Below are 25,853 nucleotides of genomic sequence, written 5' to 3' on the forward strand. Positions count from 1 at the left end.
CCCGCGCCCGCAAGACCAGGTGCTCCACCCCGGCAACGCCAGGCTGGGTAATGGAACCATAAACGTCAGAATCTATACCTTTCAGTGAACTTTAAGGTCATCCAACTACCGTAGATTGCAGCACCCCTGTGCCATTGGAATAACTGCCGCATGTCCCTCGCTCTTCGCTTTCTTACTCGCCTCCTCGCCCCCGTGCTCCTCCTCTCCGGCGCATGGGCACAGACCGTTTCAACGGTAGGTGGCAATGCACTGGATACGACTGGGGCGTTGATTCCGCATGCACATATCACGTTGCAGCGAGCCGACGGAACCGCGCTCGAAAGTGAGTCCGACTCAGCAGGCCAGTTTCACATCGCCAACGTCCGGCCCGGCAGCTACACCTTACGCATCACAGCCGACGGCTTCCAGACCTGGGAGAAACCGATCTCCGTTCCTACTCAGACTCGCTCTCCGCTTCGCATCACACTCGACGTCATGGGAGCCGTTGCCGACGTCAACGTGAACGCCGAGGAACAGACGCTGCAGGTCAACACCGACACCAGCAATAACCAGAGCGCAACCGACGTCGATCGCGACGCTTTGGATCGTCTTCCTGTCTTCGACGGCGACTACATCACGACACTCTCGCGCTTCCTCAGCTCGGATGCTGTCGGCACCTCCGGCGTAACGCTGGTGGTCAATGGAACGGAAGCCAACGGAGCCGGCGTCACCGCCTCCGGAGTGCAGAGCGTGAAGATCAACCAGAATCCCTATACCGCGCTCTACGCTTCCCCTGGACGCGCTCGTATCGAGATCACCACCAAAGGGGGCACCGACCACTTTCACGGCTCGCTGAACGCCTTGGGACGCAACTCCATCTTCGACGCGCGCAATACGTTCGCACGGACAAAGCCTGGAGAGAGCAGGCTCTACTTCGAGGGCGCAGTCACCGGGCCTCTACGCCTCGGCCGTAAATCCACCTTCCTGCTCACCGGCAATCATGACAACAATCGCCAGCAGGCCATCGTTTTGGCCGCTACTCCCTCAGGCCAGGTGCAGACCAACGTTCCCAATCCCACGACACACGACTTCTACTCCGCGCGCGCCTTTCACAACTTTCGCGAGTCGGACCAATTCTGGATCGGCTACTCCTACGAGCGCCGAGCGGTGCAGAACGCCGGTATCGGCGGCACGGTCCTTCCCGAGGCCGGCACCAATACCCATATGTTCGAACACGAGATCAACATGGGTTATACCCGCGTGATCTCACCGCGGCTGGTCAATCAGCTCCGCTTCCTCGTCGGCAAGAATGAGAGCCGCACCGACAGCATCACCGCCGCACCGCAGGTGTTGGTCTCTGGCGCCTTTACCGGCGGCGGAGCACAGGCCGACTTTCGCCGCACGGAAAACCATGTCGACGGCGCGGATATCGTCACGTACACCGATGGCAAGCACGAGCTGAAGGTCGGTGTAGATATTCCGGACATCAGCCGCCGCGGCTTTGTCGACAAGACAAATGCGCTCGGCACCTACACCTTTGCCAGCCTCTCCAGCTACGCTGCGGGAACACCCTCGTTGTACGTTACCCAGCGCGGACAACCGCGAGTTGTCTTCTGGGAGACGATCTTCGGTGGCATCGTGGAAGACACTGTTCGCCTGCGCCCGAATCTCTCCATCGCGGCAGGCTTTCGTTATTACTTCCAGAACTATTTCCACAACGTTCCCTTCAACGTTGCTCCGCGGTTGAGCTTCGCGTATGCCCCTTCCAGGAAGGGACGCACCGTTATTCGTGGAGGAGCGGGCCTCTTCTATGACCGCTCCGGTCCGGCTTCCATCTCTGACCTGCTGCACTTCGACGGAGTAACGCTGCGGAAGTACATCGTCTCCCAGCCCAGCTATCCCTTCCCCGGATCCGCGATCGCTGCTCTCCCCACCAGCCTGGCTACGCTTGACCCACGTGCGCGCATGCCGTCGACGCTGCAGTTCAGCATCGGTGTCGAAGAACAGATCACCAGGAGCAGCACCCTCAGCGTGACCTATGTCGGCACACGCGGTATGAATCTCTTCCGCTCCATCGACGCCAACGCCCCTCTGGCCGGCGCCAATGTTCGTCCGAACCCCTCCTTCGGCCAGATCCGCCTGGTGCAACCCGAGGGTTATGCCAAAGGCAACTCGCTGGAGATAAGCTTCCGCGGACGCCCAACCTCCTACTTCGCCGGGCAGGTGCAGTACATCTTGATCAAAAGCTATAACAACACTCAGGGCATCACCTGGTTCCCTGCGGATAGCCATACACCGCTGAATGACTGGGCACGGTCCGACAACGATCGCAGGCAAAAATTCGATCTGCTCGGTACCTTCACCGCAAAGAAGTGGTTCAGCCTTGGCACGGCGCTCTCGCTCTACTCCGGCCTTCCGGTCAATATCGTCACCGGCAGCGATACCAATGGCGACGGCGTCACCAACGATCGCCCGTCGGGCGTCCGGCGCAATGCGTTGCATGGCCCCGGCTATATGAACGTCGACTTTAACCTGGCGCACGACTTCGTCCTGACCAAAGACAAGAAGTCCGCGAAGACTCTGACCGTCTCCATAAACTCCTTCAATGTCGTCAACCGGGTGAACCCAACGACCTACGTCGGGGTAGTCACCTCGCCTTTCTTCGGCAAACCGGTAGCAGCCCAGCCCCCACGCCGCATGCAGTTCAACCTGCAGTACAAGTTCTAGGTTTGCTACAACTCCGTGACCCGGGGCATGGACTACCTGAATATCCCTCACGTCACAGAAATTTTCCGGACAGCTATCATGGCAATCGATGGCAGGCATACCCATCGGCCTGGAGATTACTGAGTAAACATGTCCACAAACACCGTCCCCCTCTCCCTCTTAGGCAAAGTCGCTCTCATCACCGGCGGCTCCCGTGGCATCGGCGCGGCCACTGTCCGCATGTTTCGTCAGGCCGGCGCCCAGGTCGTCTTCAACTACCGTGCCGCCGCCACTCGCGCCACACAACTCGTCGAAGAGTGCGGGGCCGACGATACCTGTCCCGTGCAGCAGGAGCTCGGCACCGTCGAGGACGGTCGCGCCCTGGTCGAGGCGGCGGTCCGCGCCTTTGGCCGGCTCGACATTCTTGTCGCCAACCACGGCATCTGGCCACCACACGACCAGCCCATCGGCTCTATGACCGACGAACAGTGGCGCACCACTATCGGCGTTAACCTCGACTCCATCTTCGGCCTGGTCTCTGCCGCCACAGCACAGATGCAGACCCAGCGGCCTGATGCTCATGGAACCCGCGGGCATATCGTTCTTGTTGCTTCCACAGCGGCACAACGAGGCGAGGCCTTCCACGCCGACTATGCCGCCAGCAAAGGTGCACTGCTTTCGCTGACCAAGAGCCTTTCCTCGGAGCTCGCCCCTCAGGGCATTCTGGCCAACTGCGTTGCCCCGGGGTGGGTGCAAACCGAGATGAGCGCTGAAGCCCTGAACGGCCCTTCCGCGTCCAAGTATTTGGCGACCATTCCCCTGGGCCGTGCCGCACACCCGGAGGAGATCGCCGGTCCGATCCTGTTTCTCTGCACGCCGCTGGCCGGTTTCGTCTCCGGCGAAATCTTCAACGTCAACGGCGGCGCGGTACTTGTCGGTTAACCTTCTCCTTGGAGTCTGAATGCGCCTGAAGACCAGGTTTGCCACTGCCTTACTCGCCGCCACCCTCGCCGGTCCGTGTGCCTCCATCGTGAAGGCGCAGGCCGCGCCCGCCACCGACGCCTCCGGCGAGCAGAAGGCCCGCGACCTGCTCGACAAGATGGTGATCGCGCTCGGCGGCGACGGCTGGTTGAACCGCCGCGACTGGCTGCTGGAAGGCCAGGTTGGCTACTTCTTCCGCGGAGCGCCTACCGGCGCGGTCACCGTCTTCTGGGACTTCCATCGGCAGACCGGGGGTCCGGAAACTGAAGTCGAGCGCATCGAATACACCAAGAAACGCGACATCGTGCAGATGTTCACCGCCAACTCCGCCGACGAGGTTACCTTCCGCGGCAAGGTCGCTCTGCCCGAAGACGTCTCCGAAGATTACTTCCGCCGCCGGAAGCACTCGATTGAAGTCGTACTCCACGATTGGCTCAAGCTGCCCGGAACCATGGTCGTCTTCGAAGGCACCACCATGGTGCAGCGCCGCGTCGCCGACAAAGTGACGGTCATCTCGCCGACAAATGACGCCATCACCATCGAGCTCGACGCCAACAGCCACCTCCCCCTCGCCCGTACCTTCCAGTACCGGAATGAAAAGTACAAGGACTTCGATATCGACCGGGAAGAGTACGACGGCTATCACGGCGTACAGGGCATCCAGACGGCCTATACCATCACCCGCTTCCGCAACGGAGACATGGTGAACCAGAAGTTCTATACCGACGTGAAGTACAACCAGAACCTCTCCCCGGATCTCTTCGACATCCAGGCGACCATCGCCGCCAAACAGAAGGTCGGAAAGAAATAGTCTTGGGACGTGCCCTCACGGAGGGTCTTGAAAACGAAATTCGGTAGAATCGGGGATGTTATGGACACCGTAGCCACCCCGGAAGCGCAGGCCGTTGCCACAGCGAAGCGCACTATGGATATCAACGAAGTGATGTCCTTCCTGCCGCATCGCTATCCCTTCCTGCTGATCGATCGCGTACTCGACCTTCAGACGCGCGAGCGCATCCTTTGCCTGAAGAACGTCACCCGCAACGAAGAGTTCTTCCAGGGCCACTTCCCTGGCCAGCCCATGATGCCCGGCGTGCTGATGGTAGAAGCCATGGCGCAGGCAGGCTGCATCCTGATGCTGAGCGAGTTCGAGGACCACCGCGATAGGCTTATGGTCTTCACCGGCATCGATGCCGCCAAGTTCCGCCGCCCTGTCACTCCCGGCGACCAGCTTCACATCGAAGCCAAGGTACTGAACTGGCGCAGCCGCGCCGTGAAGATGCAGGGCACTGTGCACGTCGATGGCAAGCTGGTCTGCGAAGCCGTCATTACCTCGCAGATGATCTCCCGCAACAAGAAGCAAGAGGGCGCGGAGTGAGTGTCCATCCCACGGCGATCGTCGCCGAAGGCGCCGTTGTTCCAGCAAGCTGCACTGTAGGTCCTTATTCCACCATCGGTCCGAATGTGGTTCTCGGCGAGGACTGCACCCTGGTCTCCCATGTCGTTCTGGACGGCCACACGACCATCGGCTCCGGCAATCGCATCTCCCCCTTCGCCTGCATCGGCGTTCCTCCGCAGGACCTCAAATACCGGGGCGAAGCGACCCAGGTCATCATCGGCGACAACAACGACATCCGCGAGAGCGTGAATGTCTCCCGTGGCACTGCAGGTGGCGGCGGCGTGACCCGTATCGGCTCCAACAACCTGTTCATGTGCTTCGCGCACATCGGGCATGACTCCCATATCGGTGACCACTGCATCTTTGCCAACAACGCCACGCTCGCAGGCCATGTTGTCGTGGAAGACTTCGCCACCGTCGGCGCCTTCAGCGCCGTGCATCAGTTCTGCGCCGTAGGCAAATACGCCTATATCGGCGGCGGCACCATGGCGACGCAGGACGTAATGCCCTACTCGCTGACCAGCGCGACCCGCGAAAACCATGCCTACTCCATCAACAAGGTGGGTCTCGAGCGCCGTGGATTTACTCCCGAGGAGATCAAAGAGCTCCGTGCCGCCTATCGGCTGATCGTCGGCTCCAAGCTGAATATGAGCGATGCCCTCGCGTCGATCCGCGAGAAGGTAGTTGCGGGCGAGTTCGGTGACAAGGTTGCCTACCTGGCGGAGTTCATCGGCCGCAGCCACCGTGGAGTCATTCGGTGAGCGAGAGCGGCAACGGAAAACTTGGCTTGATCGCGGGGAACGGAAGGTTCCCCTTTCTCTTGCTCGAAGCCGCGCGTTCGCACGGCCTGACCGTTGTTGTGGCTGCAATCAAGGAAGAGACCGACCTCGAAATAAACGATCTCGCCGCCCTGGACCCCGGTGTGCGCGTGCATTGGCTCTCGCTCGGCGAGCTCTCGAAGCTGATCGAGACCTTCCAGGAAGAGGGTGTCTCCCGTGCAGTGATGGCTGGACAGGTGAAGCACAAGCAGATCTTCTCTTCCATCCGGCCGGACTGGCGCCTGGCCAAGCTGCTGCTGAATCTGCGCACCCGCAACACCGACATGCTTCTGGGCGCCGTGGCTAAGGTGCTGAGCGACGAAGGCATCGAGCTGATCTCCTCCACCGCCTACCTCGAACCGCTGCTTGCCAAACCGGGCGTGCTCACCAGCCGTCACCCCGATGAGCAGGAGCTTGCCGATATCGAGTACGGCAGGAAGGTTGCTCTGGGCATCGCAGGCTTCGATCTCGGTCAGACGGTCGTCGTCGCCGCCCAGGCATGCGTAGCAATTGAGGCTATGGAAGGTACGGATGCAACCATTGCCCGGGCCGGGGAGATTTTTCGTACGCTCGAGGCTGAGTCTTCTACGCTGGCCCGCCGTCTAACAGTCATCAAGGTAGCCAAGCCCCGTCAGGACATGCGCTTCGACGTGCCTGTGATCGGCCTGAAGACCATTCAGACCATGATCGCGGCGGGAGCAACATGTCTTTCCATCGAGGCAGGGCGCACCCTGGTATTCGATCAGATCGCGATTGTTGCCGCGGCCAACGCCGCGAACATTACCATTTCGGTGACATCCGTCTGATGGGTCCAGGAATACACTGGTGACGCTTCACCTAAGGAGAATTGCAGCATGCGTAAAGGTTTGTTTGCCGCAGTCGTCATCGCAGGTCTCGCCCTGTCCGGAACCTTCGCTCTGAAGGCAAAGGCCGCAGGCGATTACCTTCCGGTCGGCTCGAAGGCGCCGGACTTCTCAGCCATCTCGCAGGAAGACAAAGCTGTCCACCTGAGCGATTACAAGGGCAAGTGGGTCGTCCTGTACTTCTACCCCAAGGATCAGACCACGGGCTGCACGATTGAGGCCCACAACTTCCAGCGCGACATCAAGAAGTACGAAGCCGCCAAGGCAGTCGTTTTGGGTGTAAGCCTCGACACCGTGGAAAGCCACAAGACCTGGTGCAGCAAAGACACCTTCGACTTCAAGCTCCTCGCCGACCCGGATCACAAGGTCATCGATGCCTATAACGTCCCCATCTCCGAGCGCGGCACCATGAAGTTTGCCGCCCGCACCACCTACCTGATCGATCCCAAGGGCAAGGTGGTCAAGGTGTGGGAGGTGAAAGACATCCCCAACCACTCCGAACAGGTACTGGCCGAGATCGCCGCAGCACACAACTAGATCTCATCGTTCCCTTGAAAGAGGCCCGCTTCGGCGGGCCTCTTTTGCTGCTCGAAGCACAGGTGGGGCTATTGCGCTTTTTTAGTTTGTCATCCCGCAGGGATCTGCTTCTCCGGTTTTACCAGGCAAGAAAATAGGGTAGAAAGCAGATTTCTCCGCTTACGCTTCACCCCAGCCAGCAAAGCTGGCCGGGGACCCCGAACGCTCCGAAATGACAACCCCCAAAGACGTCGCCACACCGTCGTACAGACGCAAAAAAGCCCGGGCCTCATTCGAGGAACCGGGCTTTTTTGCTTGCCTTAGGTTACAGAGTTACTTGGTGGCCTTCTTGGCGGCCTTCTTAGCAGCCTTCTTGACGGCCTTCTTTACGGCCTTCTTGGCGGCTTTCTTCGCCGGAGCCTTCTTCACAGCCTTCTTTACAGCCTTCTTTGCAGCTTTCTTCGTTGCCAAGGTAATACCTCTCTTCAATGATTTTTGAGCGCCCTTTTTAGCGGCGGCCTTTTTGGGGGTCGCCTTTCCGCCGCGTAGAGCGCTCGACTTCTTCGCGGCAGATTTCGTAGAAACTTTCTTCGCAGCCTTCTTCGGCGCGGCTTTCTTAGCGGCCTTCTTCACGACGGCCTTCTTGGCGGCTTTCTTCGCCACCGTTTTCTTGGCTGCTTTTTTCGCTACAGCCTTCTTAGCTGCTTTTTTCGCTACAGCCTTCTTAACGGACTTAGCGGCGGTTTTCTTTACCGCCTTCTTAACCGCAGCCTTCTTCGGCGCGGCTTTCTTAGCGGAAGCCTTCTTCGCCGGCGCCTTCGTCACGGGCGCGGGTGCGGCAGCGATGGGAAGCGCGGCTTCCTTCTCCGCCGGCTCATAGGTATGGACCGCGTCGGCCGGAGCCGCCGGGATGCTTACCTCTTCGGCGTGCAACGCCTCATGCAGCAGAGGCTCGGCGTCATCATCATCAGAGGTCACCTCGACCTCCTCTTCTTCATCGACTTCATCGAGCTCGTCTTCGGACTCGTCGTCGTAGTTGTCTTCTACTGCCGATGCGTGAAGCTTGATGATCTCGTCGTCGTAGGCCATATATCTCCTCCACCCTCTCCTGCAGTTATATAGACTGCAGCTCCGGCGGAACGAATTCTAGCTAAAGAATGCAACGATGAGGAAGCGTTGGCAAGAAGAAGTTGCGTTAGAGGAACTCTTTTTGCTTACCGTCGTCTTTTGGCAGACGAGCTCGACGGCTTCTTTGATGCCGTCACAGTCTTCTTCGAAGAGCTCTTTGCGGATGTCGAAGCCTTCGCGCTCGATGATTTCTTGCGAGCTCCGCGCCCCTGTGGAGCAAGCCTTACCGGCTCACTCACGATGAGCGATTTGCCTGCGCTCACGTGGCTTGAACGCAATGCATTCCAGCGCCGCAACTGCTCCACGCTGACACCGAAGCGGTCTGCCACAGTGATGAGCGTATCGCCCTTGCGTATGGTGTAACGCTGGATATGGACCGCGCCCGATGCGCTGGTGGTGTTCACGGGAGCCACTGGAATCACGAGCTCATCGCCGAGATCGAGCGCGCTTCCATCGGCGATGTCGTTCACGCTGGCGATCTCGGAGGCATGGACGTGAAAGCTCTCCGCGATCGAACTCAGCGTCTCGCCGCCACGCACCTCATGGAAGCGCCAGCTCACGCGCTTGTCTTCCGGAATGGCGCTGATGCGTTTCTGGAACTCGTCCTTTGTCCCCGCCGGGATATGGAGATCGAAGGTCATATCGCGCGGCGTCACCAGCCGCAGCAGGCTCGGGTTCAAGCTCACCAGGGTCGCGACCGATGAGTTCGTCACATCCGCCACCAGGCGAAGGTCCACCTGCGAGCCGACCGGCACTGTGTCATACACCGCCGGCGGCTCCGGATTGATCTCCGTCAGGTTGTACTGCTGCGGGTTCTTCGCCATGATGATGGCCGCGATGATGCCCGGCACGTAGTTCCTGGTCTCGCCCGGAAGATTGCCGCGCCGGTACAGCTCCCAGAAGTCTGCATAGCCGGTGCGCATCACCGCACGCTGCACATTACCCGGACCCCAGTCATAGGCAGCCAGAGCCAGGTACCAGTCACCGAACTGGTTGTAGAGCTCCTTGATGTAGCGCGCATAAGCGCGCGAGGACTTCTCCGGGTCGAACCGTTCGTCCACCCAGCCATTGCGTGTAAGTCCATAGGCGCCGGCGAACGGCATAAACTGCCACATGCCGCCCGCGCCGCTCTTCCCATTCAATGCCTGTGGCTGAAAGCCGGACTCGGCGACCGCCAGATAGATCAGGTCCTGCGGCACACCTTCCTCACGCAGGATCTTCTGGATCATGTCCTTGTACTTACCGGCACGCTCCAGCGACCGCAACAGGTGCACGTGCCCGCCGGGAGACTTGGTGAAGTAATTGATGAATCCGGCGACGTAGTCATTCACCGCCAGCGGAAAGTCCGACACGGTGGTGCGCAGCTCGGCATTCAACCTCGCAGTCAGCTCCGGATCGGGGGAGAAGGTCACGTCATTGGCCGCGTCCAGAGGCGCGGCCTCCAGCTTCGGAGAGAAACCGGTGCCCTGCTTCAATGCGTCCAGCTCCAGCGCATTCACCGCGGTGACCACGCGCTCAAACTCGTCATTGAGCTGCTGAATCGACCGGATATCCAGACCGCTGGTCAGCATCATATCGACCGATGCATCGAAGTCCATGCGCGCCGCATCGAGTCTTCCGGCGCGATAGTTCTGCAGACCGGAGTTATAGCTGCGATCGACCTGGGTGATGAGCTGCTGCACGCGGGTAGCCTGGGCGCGGGCGGCATAGTCGGGAACCTGAGAAGCCGCGGGCTGCTGCACCGGGGTAGCCGTAATAGTAGGCGGAGCCTGAGGAGTGGGTGCTTTGACCGGCTGCTGCTGCGGACAACCCGTAAGAAACACCACGGGGGTGCAGGCCAGGCCCAGAAGCACTTTGCCGAATCGGGTCGGCATGGAGGCAGACGATCGCACGCGGTTCCTGCTCATTGTATGACGCCGGCTGGTCCTGATTGTTGCGGTCACTTCAGCGCTGCGCGGATGTTAAGATGGAGGTTGAGGCTGTTCCCACCCGAGATGGACCCTAAATACATCCGAAACTTCGCGATCATCGCGCACATTGACCACGGCAAGTCCACACTCTCAGACCGTCTGCTGGAGATGACTGGCTCTTTGACCGCGCGCGAGATGCAGGCTCAGGTGCTGGACGCCATGGATCTGGAGCGGGAGCGCGGCATCACCATCAAGGCCCACTCGGTCCGCATGATGTACACCGCGCGCGACGGACAGACCTACCAGTTGAACCTGATCGATACGCCCGGCCACGTGGACTTCAGCTACGAGGTTTCGCGCTCGCTCGCTTCCTGCGAGGGCGCGCTGCTGGTCGTCGATGCCTCACAGGGCGTGGAAGCTCAGACCCTGGCCAACGCCTACCTCGCCATCAACAACGGTCTCGAGATCATTCCGGTCATTAATAAGATCGATCTTCCCAGCGCCGATATCCCGCGCACCAAGGAGATGATCGAGCAGGCCGTCGGCCTGCCCGCGGACCACGCGGTACCCGTCTCCGCAAAGACCGGCCTCGGCGTCGACGAGATTCTGGAGTCCATCGTTCATCTGCTGCCGCATCCGAAAGGTCATAGCGATGCTCCCCTGCAGGCGCTGATCTTCGATTCGTGGTTCGATGCCTACCGCGGCGTGATCGTACTTGCCCGTATCATCAACGGCCGCATGTACAAGGGCCAGAAGATCAAACTGATGTCGAACGGCAAGGTCTTCGACATCGAGAACCTCGGCGTCCTCACTCCCAAGCCGGTTGAGATCGAGTCCCTCAGTGCCGGCGAGGTCGGCTTTTTTGTCGCCACCATCAAGAACGTCGCCGACACCAAGATCGGCGACACCGTCACCGACGCCAACCATCCCGCGACGGGGATGCTGCCCGGCTTCGAAGACATCAAGAGCATGGTCTTCGCCGGTCTCTACACGGTCGACTCGCACGAGCACACCCTGCTGCGTGACGCTCTCGAAAAGCTCCGCCTGAACGACTCCAGCTTCTTCTTCGAGCCGGAAAGCTCGGCCGCCCTTGGCTTCGGATTCCGCTGCGGCTTCCTCGGTCTTCTCCACATGGAGATCATCCAGGAACGCCTGGAGCGCGAGTTCAATCTAGATCTCATCACCACCGCCCCCGGCGTGCGCTACAAGATCACCATGACCGACGGTTCGGTGCTTGAGGTGGATAATCCATCGCGCTGGCCCGACGTCACCTCGATCGAAAAGATCGAAGAGCCGATCATCACCGCGATGATCATGACCAACGAAGAATATGTCGGCGGCATTCTGAAGCTGGTGGAAGAGAAGCGCGGCAAGCAGAAGAACTTCGAGTACATCACCCCGACACGCGTCATGCTGACCTACGAGCTGCCGCTGAACGAGATCGTGCTCGACTTCTATGACCGCCTGAAGTCCGTCTCGCGCGGCTACGCTTCGCTGGACTATCACCTCACGGGAACGTGGGTCTCGCCGATGGTGAAGATGGATATCCTCGTCTCCGGCGAACCGGTCGATGCGCTCTCCATCATCGTTCACCGGGATGTCGCCTATGAACGCGGCAAGGCACTCGTGCACAAGATGAAGGAACTGATCCCGCGGCAGATGTTCGAGGTCGCCATCCAGGCTGCGATCGGTTCAAAGATTGTCGCCCGCGAGACCGTCACCGCCATCCGCAAGAACGTAATCGCCAAGTGCTACGGCGGCGACATCAGCCGTAAGCGCAAACTTCTTGAAAAGCAGAAGGAAGGCAAGAAGCGGATGAAGCGTATCGGGAAAGTCGATATCCCGCAGGAGGCCTTCCTCGCTGTCCTCAAGATCGGGGAAGACTAAAGCATTCCGCGCGTCGCGCATCAAGAAAGCCTGCCATTCCTGGCAGGCTTTCTTTTCACGGAGACGGTTGTCTCTTTAGATTCAGCAGGATCGTTTAACGGTGGTGTAACACGATCTGTGGAAAGCCTGTTTCGGGTCCGTAATGGGAAAAAGCTCAAAACCATCTCCGTCGCGCTGTCAAACAGTGTCTCCAAGCTAATGAAAACAATCATGTTGTTCGCTTACAACGAACCATAGATAGTGCATTCTTCAACGGCGGGTCCGCCTTTTTCCGCCAGGACCCAAAAGTGATCCACAGAGTTTTCCACAGAAATGCCGAAGGGCCGGAGGATATTCCTCCGGCCCTTCAGTCCGTTTCGCGGAATCGGTTTTTACTTCTTCGGGGTCGTCGACGGACGCGGCGTCGTTGGCTTGGTGGCCGACGGAGCGGACGGCGGAGGAGCAGCAACACCGGACTGGGTGTTGTAGGCGTCCACAACCGCCTGCGAGATATCGGTGTTCGGAGTCGCCCACATTACGTTGCTCTGCTGGCTGCCGATGTCGATCAGAAGCGTGTAGCCATTCTTGGAGACATACTGCTGGGCCACCTGGCTTACCTTGCCGGCGATCTTGCTGATCGCTTCCTGCAGGTCCTGGTTGTAAGCAGCCTGTGCATCCTCGGCATCGCGGTTGAGCTGCTTTTCCTTCGTGTCGATGGTGCGGGCGCGGCTGGCCTTCTCCTCGTCGGAGAGGCTGGTACCGCTCTGGAGCTGCTTCTTCAGCGAATCGACCTCATTACCCGCGGCTTCGATCTTGGCTTTGGTGGGCTCGTACTTCTTCTGAACGGTGGCGACCGCCTGCTGGCCCTCGTTGGTGGCCAGAACCACCTGCTCGAAGGCGATCAGGGCGATCTTCGCGGGAACGGCTTCGGGCTTCACCTGCTGCTGCGGCGCCGCAGCGGGAGCAGCGGGCTGCGGAGCGGCGGTCTGTGCCAGAGCGGGAGCCGCGATGCCGGCGGCGATCGCGGAAATGAGAAGAACGTTACGATTCATGCGGATGGTGAAACTCCTTGATGGTCGATGTGACCCGTATACCTCTACACCTTGGCTCCTGCGTGCATGCGATGCGGCGACTTGGCCGCTCTTCCATCGTTCAGCCGGTTGTCGCGGGGGTGAAACGAGATGGCGCTGCTCTCAGGGAACTGACGAAATTATAGGCGGGCCGTTAGCACGGTGCAAGATAACGAGCGCGCTCGCGGAGCTATTTCACCGCTCGTCAAAGATTCCCCCTAAGCCGCGCCAAACCCCTTTAATCTCAGACTTCGCCGAGGTACTACCCTATGATTCGCTTCAGGAGTCTGGTGATGTTATTGATTGCGCTGGCCATCTTCCTTGCGGGCTGCCTTCTGCTCGCCGAAAGCTGCCCGCGCGCGGCTGCTTTGCTGGAGCGCAGAGCCGGCGCCGCCGTGGCACACCTTGTCCTGGTGGACAGCCACCACGACTTCCGCGTCCTCAATGCCTTGGCGCGCATCGACAGCATCCTGGAGGAGTTCTTTGGCCGTACCTCGTAGTCTTACGCGGCGTTACCTCTGGCTGCAGTTCGGCGGCTGGGGAATTCTCTGCCTCATCCTCTTCTCTATTGCCCTGGTCTACCTGCAATACAGCCACCACACTCTTACCCGGAAACTCTTCGGCCAGGTGGCTCTCTCCTACGGGCTTTACCTTATCTACGGCATCGTAGCCTCACATCTGCTGCATCTTGGCCTGCGCCGGTGGATCACGCTGCCGTTGCGCGCGATGTTGCCGCGTCTTGTGCCTCTGCTTCTCGGCGCGGCAGCGCTCATGAACGTCTTCATGATTGTGATCAACGATCGCCTGCTCCACATCACGCTGGGTAAGGTCAATCGTGGCATCGCGGCTTCTCTCTATGTGAACAACAGCATCATGCTCTTCGGCTGGGTCATTGTGTACGCCCTGATCCATACCGTTCGCGAGCGGCGCCGCGATGAGGCTCGCCGCCTTGAGCTCGAACTGGCCGCACAGGAGGCACAGTACCGCAGCCTCAGCGCACGTGTGAATCCGCACTTCCTCTTCAACGCCCTCAATACCATTCGCGCCCTCATGTACGAAGATCGTGCGCAGGCCGACCTGGCGCTTACCCGCCTTGCCAGTCTGCTGCGTGCCGGGCTGCGCGGCGAAGAGCGCCGCGAGATTCCGCTCAAGGACGAACTCGCGGTCGTCGACGATTACCTTCAACTCGAACAGATGCGCTTCGAACACAGACTGAGAGTCCGTTGCGAGATCACCGACGAAGCCCGGCGGGCTCTCATCCCTCCGATGGCTATCCAGCATCTGGTCGAGAACGCTGTTAAGCATGGCATCGCGCGCATCGAGCGGGGCGGCGAGATCATTCTGCGTTCCAGCATCGCAGATAGCACCCTGCAGATCGTGGTCACCAATCCTCTCCCCGCAGCAATATCTACTGCGACCGAAGTCTCCGGAACCGGACTTGAGAACTCGAGGCAGCGCCTGCGCCTGCTTTATGGAACGGATGCCGGACTCCATCTTCGTCTCGATGACTCAATCGCCACTGCAACGCTGACGCTGCCGCTCAAAGAAGAGGAGACCGACCATGCGCGCACTTCTGATTGATGATGAGCGCCGTGCGCGTGCCGAGATGCGCCGCCTTCTGGGGGCCCATCCCGAAGTGACCATTGCCGGCGAGGCAGCAAATGTCTCCGAGGCCAAGGAGATGATCACTCGCGAGCGGCCCGACCTGCTGTTCCTCGATGTAGAGATGCCCGGAGCCACCGGCTTCGATCTGCTCGATGAGATCGCAAGCCGCGAACAGACACCCGCCGTGATCTTCACCACCGCGTTCGATCGGTACGCACTGCGAGCCTTTGAGGTTCGTGCCGCCGACTACCTGCTGAAGCCGGTCACACCGGAGCGCCTGAAAGCCGCCCTTGAGCATGTCCGCACTGAAGATCGCTCCGAGCCGCAGAAGCTGCCTCTCGACCAGTTCTTTATCCGGGAAGGCGAGCGCGCCTGGATGGTACGCGCGGTGGAGATCAAGCTGATTGAAGCAGAGGGCAACTATGCCCGGCTTCACTTCGGCGAGAATCGCCCTCTCATTCTGCGCAGCCTGCAAACCCTCCAGGCCAGATTGGACGAGCACTTCTTCCGCGCTAACCGCAGCCAGATTGTCAACCTGCGATGGATCGCGCGGATGGAGCTGGAAGTTGATGGAGCTGTACGGGCAGTGTTGAAGGACGGAACCGAAGTGATCTTCTCGCGCCGTCAGTCACAGGCGTTGAAAGAACGTATGGCGATTTAAAGATTTGATAGGTCGGTCTTGGCCGTTTTTGGAGGAATCTGCTCTGCACAAATCGAAGCCGTCCCCTTAATCAAGGCATTCGCGCGTCGCGCGAACGTAGAAGCGATCTCGTCGGATTGTAAGGCAGACTTTCTAATAGTCATGCAAATCACTCGAATGAACTTGTTCATTCAGGATCTATCGCGTAATGCGCGATCGTCTTGCTTAAAGGTATGGCTTCAGCCATGCCGTACGAGGGCACGAAGGAGGAGCGGCTTCAGCCTCTGAGGTACCAAACCATTTGTGCAGAGCTATTATTTCTCCGCTACTCTTTACCCCAGCCGGCAAAGCTGGCCGGGGACCCCGTAGCTCCGAAAATGACAAACAAAGGACTCTGCAAGGTTCAGATCGCCGTGCGTTCCTTCGCTGTTTTTCTGTCGATACGGTTCTAAGCCTGCGCGATCGGCGTGCTGGAGGGATCGGGTACCGCAACCACTGCGGCTACCGGGCGCTTCTGCTGGAAACACTGGCGGCAGAGGACCGGACGTCCCTGCGTCGGCTTGAAGGGCACAGTCGTCTCTACGCCACACTCGCTGCACTGCGTACGTGTCTCTGTCCGGGTGCTGGGCGCAGAACCGGTTCCCCGCGCCGCTCGCTTTGCCTTACACGACTTGCAGCGCTTGGGATCGTTCTTAAACTGTTTATCGAAGAAAAATAGCTGTTCCCCGGCGGTGAAGACGAACTCACCGCCACAGTCGGAGCACTTCAGAATACGGTCCACAAACTCCATGGGGGCTTCTTTCATTACGTACGTAAAAGAAGGGATCACGCCAGACAGCGCGTAGAAACCATAAACCTATTTCTTTGTCAGTGCTTGGGCCCGGAGAGCCGTGGAACCGGCTCCGTATATCTCGTTAGACGACTTAGGTACGCCGAACGCCGCCGGAAAAAGAGAAGGACTTCGGCGGAGAAGTTCATCCTGGATTGGCAGGACCGCCGGCATCCATGCCGCGGTCCTGCCGGTACTACCGTTAGTCCTGCTCCTTGCGCGACTTCTTGCGGTTGCGCTTGCGGGCCAGGGCTTCCTTCACGCGCTTCTTTTCACCCGGCTTCAGGTAGAAGGAATGACGCTTTACTTCCTTGATAATGTCTTCCTGCTGCACCTTGCGCTTAAAACGGCGCAGGGCATTTTCAAGGGGTTCGCCTTCTTGAACTCGAACCTCTGCCAATGGAGATACACCTCACTCCCGTCCCGGTAAGGGATCACCTAAGAATATCCGATTTTCGCCCAATTGCCAGCAAATCCGGCCTTTTGCACTGTAAATAGTGCAACTGGATCACGCCGTTCGCCAGCGGGCGAGCCACAGGGTCAGCAGCGCCATTTCGCCGACAAAGATGACTTCCGCCACCGTGAAATTCGACGGCCTGGATGCAGCCACCACCAGCAGAGCGGCTGCCAGCAAGGCTACGCACACCATGGCCAACCGCCGCGAGTAGGTGTAGCGGAAGACCGGCATCACCGGCCGGGCCGGCGCCTGCTGCGGCAGACGGGATGCGAGACGAGCAGCGAACCCTTCAGGCACCGTGATCTGCGGTCCGCGGTCAAGGGCCTCCGCAATGCGGAGATCGAGATTCTGATTCCGGTCGAGATCTTCGGTCATACTCTTACCCTTTCGTTGATCGTAACAGCGGGCTTCGCTGCTTCCGGCTTCATCGCCTGCTCGACTCTCTGTTTCAGACGTGTTCGCGCGCGGTGCAGATGCGTCCGCACCGTATTAATCGGAAGATTCAGCGTCAGCGCAATCTGTTCGTAGGTCTGCTCTTCCTGATGGAAGAGGGTGAGCACCGTCCGCTCCATCGGCGTTAGCGTCATCATCTGCTGCTGCACCATCGACCAGAACTCTCCAGAGAGAAGCTGCTGCTCCGCACCAGGATCCCGATGTGCCAGGCGATTTTCGAGCGTTGGACCGCCATCCTCTTCGCCCGTCGACATGGGAAGCAGCGGATCGTCGACACGGCGTCGGCGCTTCCATTCATCCTGCGCTACGTTCACCGTGATGCGGTACAGATAGGTCGACAGCATCGCCTCTCCTCGAAATGTAGGCAGCGCGCGGTACAGCCGCAAGAACACCTCCTGCGCCAGGTCTTCCAGATTTTCCCGGCGGTTCACCAGCCGGGCGAGGGTACGGAAGACCTGCTGCTGGTGTTCCTGCACGATCTGTTCGAATTGGGCGCTGGTGTGCAAAGGCGGTAGGACTGAGATTGTCGCCGAAAGTTTCACCCCGGCGCCTGAAACTTTCTCTTCGACCTACAGTCTTACGCCCGCAGAACACAAGGAGCTACAGCAGATGGAAACACTACACACCCCATTCGTTATTCCCGTGGCGGCCTTCGCCATGATCGCCATTCTGGGCGTCGGAGGCATGATCTCCGGCTATCACGAGAAGAAACTCAAGGTCGAGCAGCGCATGGTGGCACTGCAGCGTGGTATCCCCCTCGAGCAAATCGAGAAGGTATTTGGCGCCGTAGAACGTGCCGAACAGGAGCGTGGCGACCCCTTGCGCGGCATGAAGAATGCACGCCGTGCAGCCCTGATTCTGATCGCCTGCGGAGCCGGCATCATCGCCACATGTCTTGTGCTGACCATGATCCTCCAGGTTCGGGAGATCCTGGCAGGCGCGGCAGGCGGCTTAATTCCGGCGGCGATTGGCATCGGATTTTGGATCGACTACAAGATCCAGGCGCGTGAGATGGAGCGCCTGGGTCTTATTGCCAGCGAAGAGTGAGTAGAATCGAGCGCATGATCCGCTCTTACCAGGGAAAGACGCCCAGTGTTGGCCAGGGCTGCTATATCGACCAGTCCGCACAGGTGATCGGCGATGTGATCTTAGGCGATCAGTGCTCGGTCTGGATGAACGCCGTCGTTCGCGGTGACGTCAATGCGATCCGCATCGCATCGAAGACCAACATCCAGGATTGCGCCGTCCTGCACGGAATGCGCCACGTCCACCCGGTCCATATTGGTGAGCTGGTCACCATCGGCCACTCAGCCGTTGTCCATGGATGCACGGTAGAGGACGCCGTCCTGGTCGGCATGCACGCCACCATCCTCAACGGCGCACGCATCGGCGAAGGCTCCATCATCGCCGCGGGAGCCTTGATCCCCGAAGGCACCGTGATTCCGCCGCGATCACTCGTGGCAGGTCTGCCGGGGAAGGTACGCCGCCAGCTCGACGACAAAGACCGCGAGATGATCTTGCAGTACGCCAACAATTATCTGGACTACACCAAGATTTATCTGGAAGAAACCAAGTAGTTGTTGGTTCCTGGTTGCTAGTTGTAGCCCATACACCGGGTGCCCCACATACGCAAAGCTTCTGTGGGAGGATCGAGCGAAGCTCGATCCGGGTGGGAGCCGTGGGCTTCCAGTCCACGGTCTATCGGCTCAATATAGAAATGGGCTTCAGCCCTGGGCCTTTTCCCCTAACAGGTAGAGAAAGCCCATCTACTTTTACGCCTTTATCAGCGGGCTGAAGCCCGCTGCTCCCACCCGATCAATCGTCTCTGTCGAGACGCCTTAGATGTCGCTTAGCAGCGATACGGTCTAAGCCAGCGAGTTCCACAACGCCAGGCGGGCTCGCAGCGCCGCCTCCGCCGCCTCCGCGGCTTCCCTCCAACGCATCGGATCGCTTCCACACAGCTTGGCTACCATCTTCAGAGCCATCGGTCCGTGCTCGCCGCCATCCACTTCAATATGACGGTTCAGATACCAAAGGAAGGTCTCGAGCTTCGGCTGCAGCTCCGGTGAAAGCCGATCGAGAAAACCCTGGAACATATCCGGGATCAGGTCCTCGCGTCCGAAGGTAAAGGCAGACGCGATGGCATGCAGCTTTCCGGTCTCAATCAGCGCAAAGGTGTGACGCACGAACGACGCGGCCCCCATGGGAGCAACAGCCGCTACCAGCGCTTTCTTCACGCCGCTGCCGCTACGAAGAAGCGCAAGAAAAGTATCAATGGACTGAGTCGAAGCTCCGGCCGAATGCATTGCGAGCAGATACAGCTCAAAGTGCGACATGTGCTGATGGGCATAGACATCGCTCTCCTCGCCCAGAACGATCTGGTTGACCAGATGGCAGGAGACCGGATCAGCCGAAGGCAGCCAGGGAACGTCGACACACGTAAGACCGCGCTGCAGCGCCTTCAGCAGCGACATAAAATCCCACACCGCGTAGACGTGCGTCTCCATGAAGCGATACAGGTCGTTCATGGTGTGGAAGGAGGAGAAGAGAGGATGCGCGGCCAGCTCATTGTGCAGCGGTTGAATCCGTTGCTGAAGTTGCGCTAACTGCTCGGCGGCAAAGTCTACGTTCACGTCGTTAAGCATCGCATGCTATCTCAATTTTTTCTCTGCAACCTTCACTGCTTCTTCCACCACCTTGCGAGCCCGCTTCTCTCGACTCTCGGGGGTACGGTAGTAGAAGATCGCCAGCAGGCTATTGCGGCGCTGCACCTTCGTCATCAGATTCCATCCCCTCTCCGCCAGCGGGTTCTGACGGAAGAGCATGACCAGGATCGGTGGCGTAATCTCCTCACCCTCCATCGTCAGCATCACGCGCTCAAGGAACCGCTCCGTGCGCTCTTTCAGAGCCTCCGGCGTCTTGGGCTCTGCCATATAACGCGCGATGTCATGCTTGGCCGAGTCAGAGAACTCGTCATAAAACTTTTTCAGCGCGCGGTCTTTCTTGAGGTAGGGCACGAGCGTAGGCGGCACGCCGAAGTCACGCTCCTCCAGATCGGGTTCCATGGTGATGGTGACCACGGAGCCCGGCGCCGCTTTTGCCCCCTTCTGCATCGTCTTGTTCACCAGGAGAAAGAAGCCGCCTCCACCGCTTTTGGGAAAGAGCGAGCTGCGAAAGGCATGACCGTTGACATCACCTCGCACCCGCAGCCGCTTCCGCTCCGGCCAAACCTTCGCCGGGTCAAAGGGAAGATACGCGACGACCCATCCCAGATTTCCCTGGAGGTGCTCCAGCGTAGCTTTGAAGGTCTTGGGTTTGTTCTTCGACGGCGGCATGGAGGCCATTATATGAACGGGTCTGTGGTGAGCGTTAGAAAGAAGTAGAATTCGTTACCTCAGCGGCTAAAGCCGCGTCTCTTTTAGCCTCTGTTGCGGGACGGCTGAAGCCGTCCCCTTAAGCAAGGCATTCGCGCTTTGCGCGAACTAAAAGCAAAGTCTTCAGGTGAGTTACAGAACTTGCATTGGAATTCGATGGATGTTTTCCTAAGTGCGATCCAAAGGCAAGATGATTCTTTTGTTTTGCTTAAGGGCACGGCTTCAGCTGTTCAGTTCCATGACATCCTTTACACCTTGTCTCCAGACATCCTTTACAGGTTTATGCCTGTTTAGGGGTGTTTTTGGATGGCATGGAGGAAGGTGGAAGTGGAAGCGCAGCGATTGCGGTTTGTGGAGGCGGCGATGATTGGAGAGCGATCGTTTTCGTCTCTGTGTGTGGAGTACGAGATTAGCCGTCCGACGGGTTATCTGTGGCTGAAGCGATACCGTGAGCATGGAGCGGCCGGCATGCAGGAAGCCAGCCGCAGGCCTCTGCTGAGTCCCCGTCAGAGCCCTGCCGAGTTGGAAGAGCAGATCGTGTCTTTACGGCGCCAGCATCCTGACTGGGGTGCACGTAAGCTTCGCGTTCTGCTCGGCCGATCTGGGGTGAAGGTGCCATCGTCGACCGTACATCGAGTGTTGCGTCGGCACGGTCTGATCCACCGGCTGGACAGCCATCCACAGGCCACTGGCAGCTTCTGTCGCGAGGCGCCTAATCAGCTCTGGCAGATGGATTTCAAAAGCCCTAAGGGATGGAACGCGCATCTTGGCCCCTTATCCGTGTTGGATGACCACAGCCGCTATGCCTTGGTGTTGGAGCAACTGTCCTCGGGTGAAGGTCTCGTCGTCCAACAGAGGCTGGATAAGGCGTTCTCTGACTGTGGGTTGCCCGAGGCCATGCTGATGGATCACGGCCAGCCCTGGTGGAACGCGCAGTCACCAGGAGGATGGACGCAGCTATCCGTGTGGCTGATGCGGCTGGGCATCCGGCTGTACTTCTCCGGAGTCCGCCACCCGCAGACCCAGGGTAAGGTGGAACGCTTCCACGGTGCCCTGGAGCGGGCACGGAGAAGGTGCGGGCCGATGGATACGCCGCCTGGCCAGTCATGGCTGGACCGCTTCCGGGAAGAGTACAACCATGTTCGTCCCCATGAAGCGCTGGACATGGAAACGCCAGCAGACCACTGGCACCCCAGCCAGCGAGAGTACACCGAACCACGTAACCCCGCGTATGCCCCGGATGCCGAAGTGCGCGAGCTCAACAGCAACGGAGCGCTCTGGCTGGACGGACGCAGCTGGCAGGTAGCCGGAGCCCTGGCTCATCAGCCTGTCCGTCTCGCTCGCATCGATCAACGCATCCTGATCTTCTACGGTGACACGCCCATCCGGGAACTCGACCTCACGGGGCAGGGTTCCACGATCGTGGAACCCTGCCCCGCAAACTCACTCAATCTGTAAAGGATGTGTGGAGACAAACTGTAAACCATCTCTGGAGACTAGACAGCTTCAGCCGTGCCGTAATAATCGCGCAAAAGATGCGGCTTTAGCCGCTGAGGTACCGCTTTTTCACGGTAGCCCGCAGTGAAGACTGAACAACAAAAGCAGATTTCTCCGCTACGCTGCGAAATGACAAACAAGCCGAACGTTACGTACTCAGCGACAGACCATGCGCCACTGAAGTGAACTCGTTGCCCGTGCGCAGCTTGCCCTCGCCGATCATGCGATGAAAGATAGCCCGCACCGCGGGGACAAAGCTGGTGCCTCCGGTCAGGAAGACACGATCGATCTGTTGCGGTTGTATCCCCGTACTCTCAAGCAGACGCGCCACCGCTCGCTCGATCGCGTCCAACTCATCGGCGATCCATCCCTCGAACTCACTGCGCTTCACCGTCGCCTGCAGCTCCAGGTCATCGTCCCGGAAGAAGAACTCGGCCGTCTCCTCGAGCGACAACTGCACCTTCGTCCGCTGCACGGCCTGGTGCAACTGGTAACCGAGATCGCGATCGATAAGCGTAATGAGTGCCGTGATCTTCTCCGGCTCGAGGGCCGACCGTTCTGCTCGTGACAAGATCTCCATCACATTGCGTGTCCGCAGGAACGAGAGATAGTGCCAGCGTTCCAGGTTGGCGAAGATCCAGTTGGGCACGGCGGGCAGCAGCTTCTTCAACGAATGCGCCAGCGTATCTGCCCCCAGTGCCGGCGAGACCAGCTTGCGCACGATCTTTGCATCGAAGGCGTCACCCGCAAGTCCCAGGCCCGAGGTCCCGAGCATCGATTTACCCCGGTCTGCCTGTGTGCGGAACGACGGCCCCACATGCAGCAGCGAAAAGTCCGAGGTGCCGCCGCCGAAGTCGCCGATCAGGATCAGCTCGTCGTGATCCAGGGAGGACTCGTAGCTATAGGCCGCACCGATCGGTTCCAGTTGAAAGTGCACCTCTTCGTATCCGGCGAGTTCGAAAGCATGGCGCAAACGCGATTCGGCGAAGGCATCATCCTCCTCCGACTCCGAGCCGACAAAACGTACAGGCCTGCCCGCCGTTACGCTGCGTATGGGATGACCGAACTGCCGCTCGGCAGCTATCCGTACGTCCGTCAAGATACGCGCGATCAGATCTTCGAGGGTGTACCTGCGGCCAAAGACCTCCGTACCGGTCAGTGACCGCGATGGCAGATAGGACTTCAGCGACTGGATCAACCGTCCCTGCGTTCCCGAGGACTCATGGTCGGCAGCGAGATAGTGCTCGATGCCACGCGGCCCAGTGTAGGAGTGCACCAGCGGACGCCCCTTCTCCCGCACCTGCTCCAGATACAGCAGTGACCGGTACGACGGCGTCTCTCCCGCCGGAGCAGCGAAGTGCGCGAGTGTCACCTCGCTGCCGTCTGCGCGGGCGATGGAGGTGTTGGTTGTGCCGAAGTCGATGCCGATGCGAAACGGACGCATCCGATTATTATTTCGCAGATTCGGTATTTCTTTGAGCCTGTCGTCGTTATGACTTCAGCGACGCTACCAGTTTCTCCATGTGGGAGACGTGGTGGAGGTCATGACCGGCGATGGTCGCGAGTTGCACGGAGAAGGGTGTGAATCCGCGTTCAGGATGCGAAGCTCCGCGCTGTTTCTGCTCGTCGGTCACGGTCGAGAGGAACTTCAGGTTCCAGTCACGGAAAGCCTCGTAGAACGCCACGGCGGTCGCGTAGTCGTATGCCGCATAGTGCTCGGCCCACTTGTCCTGGTCGAAAGGCTGCAGCACAGGGTTGTCGACGGCTAATGTCTGGCGCAGGCGGAAGCCGAAGGCCATCTCACAGTCGGCCAGATGCGCGAAGATCTCGCGGATACTCCACTTGCCCGGAGCGGGCGGCGAATTGAGCTGTTCGGCGCTTAGACCCGCGACCAGAGCCTTCAGCTTTGCCGGCGTGGTGGGCAGCACGGTTGCGGGATCGTTATCTCCGAGGGCGGCAGCATAAGGATTAGGAGCCATGGGGGAAGCATAGAGCATTTTCCCTTGCCGCTGTATGCCCTTCCGGATACCAGAAAGATGGAAAACGCCCTCGGCGCTGGCAACGATGATTGAATAAGAAATATGGCCAACATCGCCGGCAGCGAACAACAGACGCCGATTCGCCTGCCATGGAAGATCTTCTGGGTGGGACTCATTGTCCGCGTCCTCTACATAACCCTGGCCCACACCTACCGCATCCGTCTTTTTGAAGACCACTTCCAGTTCGGGTGGGAGGCCGGCCGCGTCGCCCGGGCGCTGGTCACCGGCTATGGCTATGCCGACCCCTTCCAGGGACACACCGGCCCTACCGCATGGCTGCCTCCGCTTTATACCTTCCTCATCGCTGCGTCATTCAAGCTCTTTGGCATCTATAGTCCTCTATCCGCGTGGTTCATTCTCACGATCAACAGCGTCTTCTCCGCGCTGACGGCACTGGCGGTCTACGAGATCGGCTATCGCTGCTTCAACCCGAGGGTCGCTCTGTGGTCCGCATGGTTGTGGGCACTGTACCCCGCAGCCATGCAGTTCGCCGTGAAGTGGGTCTGGGAGATGACCCTCACCTGCTGCCTTTTCACCTGGATCTTCGTGCTCGCCCTGCGTATGCGCGACAACGGCGGCACATGGCGGCAGTGGACCATCTTCGGCGTATTGGGCGGCCTGTTGGCGTTGACCAACGCCACGCCTACGGTCTTCCTTCCGGTAGCGGCGCTATGGGTGCTTTGGGGTGTTCCCGGACATCGGCTACAGGCTTTCAAACGCGCCATCGTTGCGGGCGTTGTTGCGGGTTCCCTCCTGGCTCCGTGGGTAATTCGCAATTATCTGGTCCTGCATGCCTTCATTCCTATCCGCAGCAACTTCGGCGCGGAGAACTATATGGGGAACTCTCCCTGGTCTGTTGGTTTTCCCTGGGGCACGACTGTTCCACTCGAGAACACTCGCATCATCGACGAGTACCACGCCAAAGGCGAGGTGCAATGGGTAAGGGACCGCGGCGCACTGGCCGAAGAGTGGATTCGCACCCATCGCCCCGAGTTCTGGAGACTGAGCGCACTGCGTGCCTACATGTTCTGGGCGGGCGTTCCCCAACCGGTCATTCCGCACAAGGAGTACGTCGAGTATGGCCGTGAGCTGAACTTCACCTTTGGGACCGTGGTCGGAGTGCTGGGACTGCTGCTGGCGATCAAGCAACGACGCAAGGCTGCCTGGTTAATGGCGCTGGCATTCCTGATCTATCCCCTGCCGTATTACTTCGTGACCGTACAGGCGAGGTTCCGGCACATTCTGGAGCCTCTGATCATGATTCTGGCGGTAAACCTGTTCCAGAGCGCGGAGAAGCGGAAGCTGGCACTCTAATCGGGTGCCCCGGGTCCCGCTTCTGGGACCTGGGTATTCGAGCGCATCACGTCGCTGCACCGTTTATGGTGCAGCATCCCTGTACTTAACGCAGAAAGCCCGGCAGGCTACGCGCTTGCCGGGCGACTGAGAACTTGTTCTTCTGAAAAGGCTTAGGCCTTGACGACCTTACCGGACTTGATGCAGCTGGTGCACACGCGGATGCGCTTGCTGGCGCCGTTCACAACGGCCTTCACCGCCTGCAGGTTTACGTTCCAGCGACGGCGGGTAACGTTGTGCGCGTGCGAAATGTTGTTGCCAAACTGCGGTCCCTTGCCGCAAAACTCACAGGTCTGTGCCATGACAAATCTCCAGGTCGTCTCCCGACAATCAGGTTTGACGAAGGTGTTTTCGCGCAGTGGGAGGGCGT

General features: G+C 59.4%; 27 protein-coding genes. 15 read left to right on the forward strand and 12 right to left on the reverse strand.

Translation table 11 applies throughout. The features are described 5' to 3' along the window. The first annotated feature begins 150 nt into the window (after nt 1-150). The 7 genes from FTW19_RS00415 (at nt 151) to FTW19_RS00445 (ending at nt 7,283) form a co-directional block, all read left to right on the forward strand. On the forward strand, nt 151-2,706 hold the full coding sequence (locus FTW19_RS00415; RefSeq protein ID WP_147645740.1) for a TonB-dependent receptor: 2,556 nt from the start codon (nt 151-153) through the stop codon (nt 2,704-2,706). Between the two features lie 129 nt (nt 2,707-2,835). Continuing rightward, the gene (locus FTW19_RS00420; protein ID WP_147645741.1) at nt 2,836-3,627 is read left to right on the forward strand and encodes an SDR family NAD(P)-dependent oxidoreductase; all 792 of its coding nucleotides are present in this window, start codon (nt 2,836-2,838) and stop codon (nt 3,625-3,627) included. A gap of 19 nt (nt 3,628-3,646) precedes the next feature. Continuing rightward, nucleotides 3,647-4,477, forward strand: coding sequence for a hypothetical protein (locus FTW19_RS00425; protein ID WP_147645742.1), 831 nt, complete (start codon nt 3,647-3,649; stop codon nt 4,475-4,477). A 60-nt stretch (nt 4,478-4,537) separates the two neighbouring features. Beyond that, on the forward strand, nt 4,538-5,044 hold the full coding sequence (gene fabZ / locus FTW19_RS00430; RefSeq protein WP_147645743.1) for a 3-hydroxyacyl-ACP dehydratase FabZ: 507 nt from the start codon (nt 4,538-4,540) through the stop codon (nt 5,042-5,044). Beyond that, on the forward strand, nt 5,041-5,826 hold the full coding sequence (gene lpxA, locus FTW19_RS00435) for an acyl-ACP--UDP-N-acetylglucosamine O-acyltransferase (protein ID WP_147645744.1): 786 nt from the start codon (nt 5,041-5,043) through the stop codon (nt 5,824-5,826). The genes fabZ and lpxA overlap by 4 nt, the downstream gene beginning before the upstream one ends. Continuing rightward, nucleotides 5,823-6,689, forward strand: a complete 867-nt coding sequence (locus FTW19_RS00440) for an LpxI family protein (protein ID WP_147645745.1) — start codon at nt 5,823-5,825, stop codon at nt 6,687-6,689. The genes lpxA and FTW19_RS00440 overlap by 4 nt, the downstream gene beginning before the upstream one ends. A gap of 48 nt (nt 6,690-6,737) precedes the next feature. Beyond that, complete coding sequence (locus tag FTW19_RS00445; RefSeq protein ID WP_147645746.1) at nt 6,738-7,283, forward strand: peroxiredoxin; 546 nt, start codon at nt 6,738-6,740, stop codon at nt 7,281-7,283. Nucleotides 7,284-7,595: 312 nt separating this feature from the next. Here FTW19_RS00445 and FTW19_RS00450 read toward each other — a convergent pair whose 3' ends face one another. After that, the gene (locus tag FTW19_RS00450) at nt 7,596-8,351 is read right to left on the reverse strand and encodes a hypothetical protein (protein ID WP_187143181.1); all 756 of its coding nucleotides are present in this window, start codon (nt 8,349-8,351) and stop codon (nt 7,596-7,598) included. A gap of 125 nt (nt 8,352-8,476) precedes the next feature. Beyond that, nucleotides 8,477-10,282 carry a lytic transglycosylase domain-containing protein gene (locus FTW19_RS00455; protein ID WP_246153502.1) on the reverse strand — a complete coding sequence of 602 codons (1,806 nt, stop codon included), beginning with the start codon at nt 10,280-10,282 and terminating at the stop codon, nt 8,477-8,479. Nucleotides 10,283-10,384: 102 nt separating this feature from the next. Here FTW19_RS00455 and lepA point away from each other — a divergent pair, with 102 nt between their 5' ends. Continuing rightward, entirely contained in the window at nt 10,385-12,187 is a 1,803-nt protein-coding gene (gene lepA, locus FTW19_RS00460) for a translation elongation factor 4 (protein ID WP_147645747.1), read from the forward strand. Between the two features lie 371 nt (nt 12,188-12,558). On the opposite strand, the gene FTW19_RS00465 is transcribed toward lepA, so the two are convergent. Next, nucleotides 12,559-13,218: an OmpH family outer membrane protein gene (locus FTW19_RS00465; RefSeq protein WP_147645748.1), complete on the reverse strand. Its 660-nt coding sequence runs from the start codon at nt 13,216-13,218 to the stop codon at nt 12,559-12,561. 311 nt (nt 13,219-13,529) lie between these two features. Between FTW19_RS00465 and FTW19_RS00470 the strand changes: the two genes are divergently transcribed. From FTW19_RS00470 to FTW19_RS00480, 3 genes are read left to right on the forward strand one after another with little or no spacing between them, the layout of a single operon-like run. Further along, entirely contained in the window at nt 13,530-13,736 is a 207-nt protein-coding gene (locus tag FTW19_RS00470; RefSeq protein ID WP_147645749.1) for a hypothetical protein, read from the forward strand. Next, nucleotides 13,720-14,817 carry a sensor histidine kinase gene (locus FTW19_RS00475; protein ID WP_187143182.1) on the forward strand — a complete coding sequence of 366 codons (1,098 nt, stop codon included), beginning with the start codon at nt 13,720-13,722 and terminating at the stop codon, nt 14,815-14,817. The genes FTW19_RS00470 and FTW19_RS00475 overlap by 17 nt, the downstream gene beginning before the upstream one ends. Further along, entirely contained in the window at nt 14,798-15,502 is a 705-nt protein-coding gene (locus tag FTW19_RS00480) for a LytR/AlgR family response regulator transcription factor (protein ID WP_147645751.1), read from the forward strand. The genes FTW19_RS00475 and FTW19_RS00480 overlap by 20 nt, the downstream gene beginning before the upstream one ends. A 427-nt stretch (nt 15,503-15,929) precedes the next feature. On the opposite strand, the gene FTW19_RS00485 is transcribed toward FTW19_RS00480, so the two are convergent. The 4 genes from FTW19_RS00485 to FTW19_RS00500 form a co-directional block, all read right to left on the reverse strand. Then, complete coding sequence (locus tag FTW19_RS00485) at nt 15,930-16,271, reverse strand: zinc-ribbon domain containing protein (protein WP_147645752.1); 342 nt, start codon at nt 16,269-16,271, stop codon at nt 15,930-15,932. Between the two features lie 241 nt (nt 16,272-16,512). Then, on the reverse strand, nt 16,513-16,710 hold the full coding sequence (gene rpsU, locus FTW19_RS00490) for a 30S ribosomal protein S21 (RefSeq protein WP_147645753.1): 198 nt from the start codon (nt 16,708-16,710) through the stop codon (nt 16,513-16,515). A gap of 108 nt (nt 16,711-16,818) precedes the next feature. Beyond that, nucleotides 16,819-17,142: a hypothetical protein gene (locus FTW19_RS00495; protein ID WP_147645754.1), complete on the reverse strand. Its 324-nt coding sequence runs from the start codon at nt 17,140-17,142 to the stop codon at nt 16,819-16,821. Further along, nucleotides 17,139-17,762 (reverse strand): RNA polymerase sigma factor, encoded by a 624-nt coding sequence (locus tag FTW19_RS00500; RefSeq protein WP_246153503.1) that lies wholly within the window; start codon nt 17,760-17,762, stop codon nt 17,139-17,141. The genes FTW19_RS00495 and FTW19_RS00500 overlap by 4 nt, the downstream gene beginning before the upstream one ends. A gap of 67 nt (nt 17,763-17,829) precedes the next feature. Here FTW19_RS00500 and FTW19_RS00505 point away from each other — a divergent pair, with 67 nt between their 5' ends. Beyond that, entirely contained in the window at nt 17,830-18,267 is a 438-nt protein-coding gene (locus FTW19_RS00505; RefSeq protein ID WP_147645755.1) for a hypothetical protein, read from the forward strand. Between the two features lie 14 nt (nt 18,268-18,281). Continuing rightward, nucleotides 18,282-18,797, forward strand: coding sequence for a gamma carbonic anhydrase family protein (locus FTW19_RS00510; protein WP_147645756.1), 516 nt, complete (start codon nt 18,282-18,284; stop codon nt 18,795-18,797). Between the two features lie 288 nt (nt 18,798-19,085). Here FTW19_RS00510 and FTW19_RS00515 read toward each other — a convergent pair whose 3' ends face one another. Together FTW19_RS00515 and FTW19_RS00520 are read right to left on the reverse strand one after the other, a co-directional pair. After that, entirely contained in the window at nt 19,086-19,865 is a 780-nt protein-coding gene (locus FTW19_RS00515) for a DUF3050 domain-containing protein (protein ID WP_147645757.1), read from the reverse strand. A 6-nt stretch (nt 19,866-19,871) separates the two neighbouring features. Next, nucleotides 19,872-20,555, reverse strand: coding sequence for a YdeI/OmpD-associated family protein (locus tag FTW19_RS00520; RefSeq protein WP_147645758.1), 684 nt, complete (start codon nt 20,553-20,555; stop codon nt 19,872-19,874). Between the two features lie 345 nt (nt 20,556-20,900). Here FTW19_RS00520 and FTW19_RS00525 point away from each other — a divergent pair, with 345 nt between their 5' ends. Next, nucleotides 20,901-22,052, forward strand: a complete 1,152-nt coding sequence (locus FTW19_RS00525) for an IS481 family transposase (protein WP_147645759.1) — start codon at nt 20,901-20,903, stop codon at nt 22,050-22,052. A gap of 187 nt (nt 22,053-22,239) precedes the next feature. On the opposite strand, the gene FTW19_RS00530 is transcribed toward FTW19_RS00525, so the two are convergent. Then, on the reverse strand, nt 22,240-23,535 hold the full coding sequence (locus FTW19_RS00530; RefSeq protein WP_147645760.1) for an Hsp70 family protein: 1,296 nt from the start codon (nt 23,533-23,535) through the stop codon (nt 22,240-22,242). Nucleotides 23,536-23,581: 46 nt separating this feature from the next. Next, a complete protein-coding gene (locus FTW19_RS00535; RefSeq protein WP_246153504.1) occupies nt 23,582-24,088 on the reverse strand; it encodes a DinB family protein in 507 nt (168 codons plus the stop codon). A gap of 84 nt (nt 24,089-24,172) precedes the next feature. On the opposite strand from FTW19_RS00535, the gene FTW19_RS00540 reads away from it, so the two are divergent. Beyond that, entirely contained in the window at nt 24,173-25,444 is a 1,272-nt protein-coding gene (locus FTW19_RS00540; RefSeq protein WP_147645761.1) for an ArnT family glycosyltransferase, read from the forward strand. A 152-nt stretch (nt 25,445-25,596) separates the two neighbouring features. Here the strand turns inward: FTW19_RS00540 and rpmB are convergent, their stop codons facing one another. After that, nucleotides 25,597-25,785 (reverse strand): 50S ribosomal protein L28, encoded by a 189-nt coding sequence (rpmB, locus tag FTW19_RS00545; protein ID WP_147645762.1) that lies wholly within the window; start codon nt 25,783-25,785, stop codon nt 25,597-25,599. Between the last annotated feature and the right edge of the window lie 68 nt (nt 25,786-25,853).

The sequence above is a fragment of the Terriglobus albidus genome (assembly GCF_008000815.1).
GTDB classification, from domain to species: domain Bacteria; phylum Acidobacteriota; class Terriglobia; order Terriglobales; family Acidobacteriaceae; genus Terriglobus; species Terriglobus albidus_A.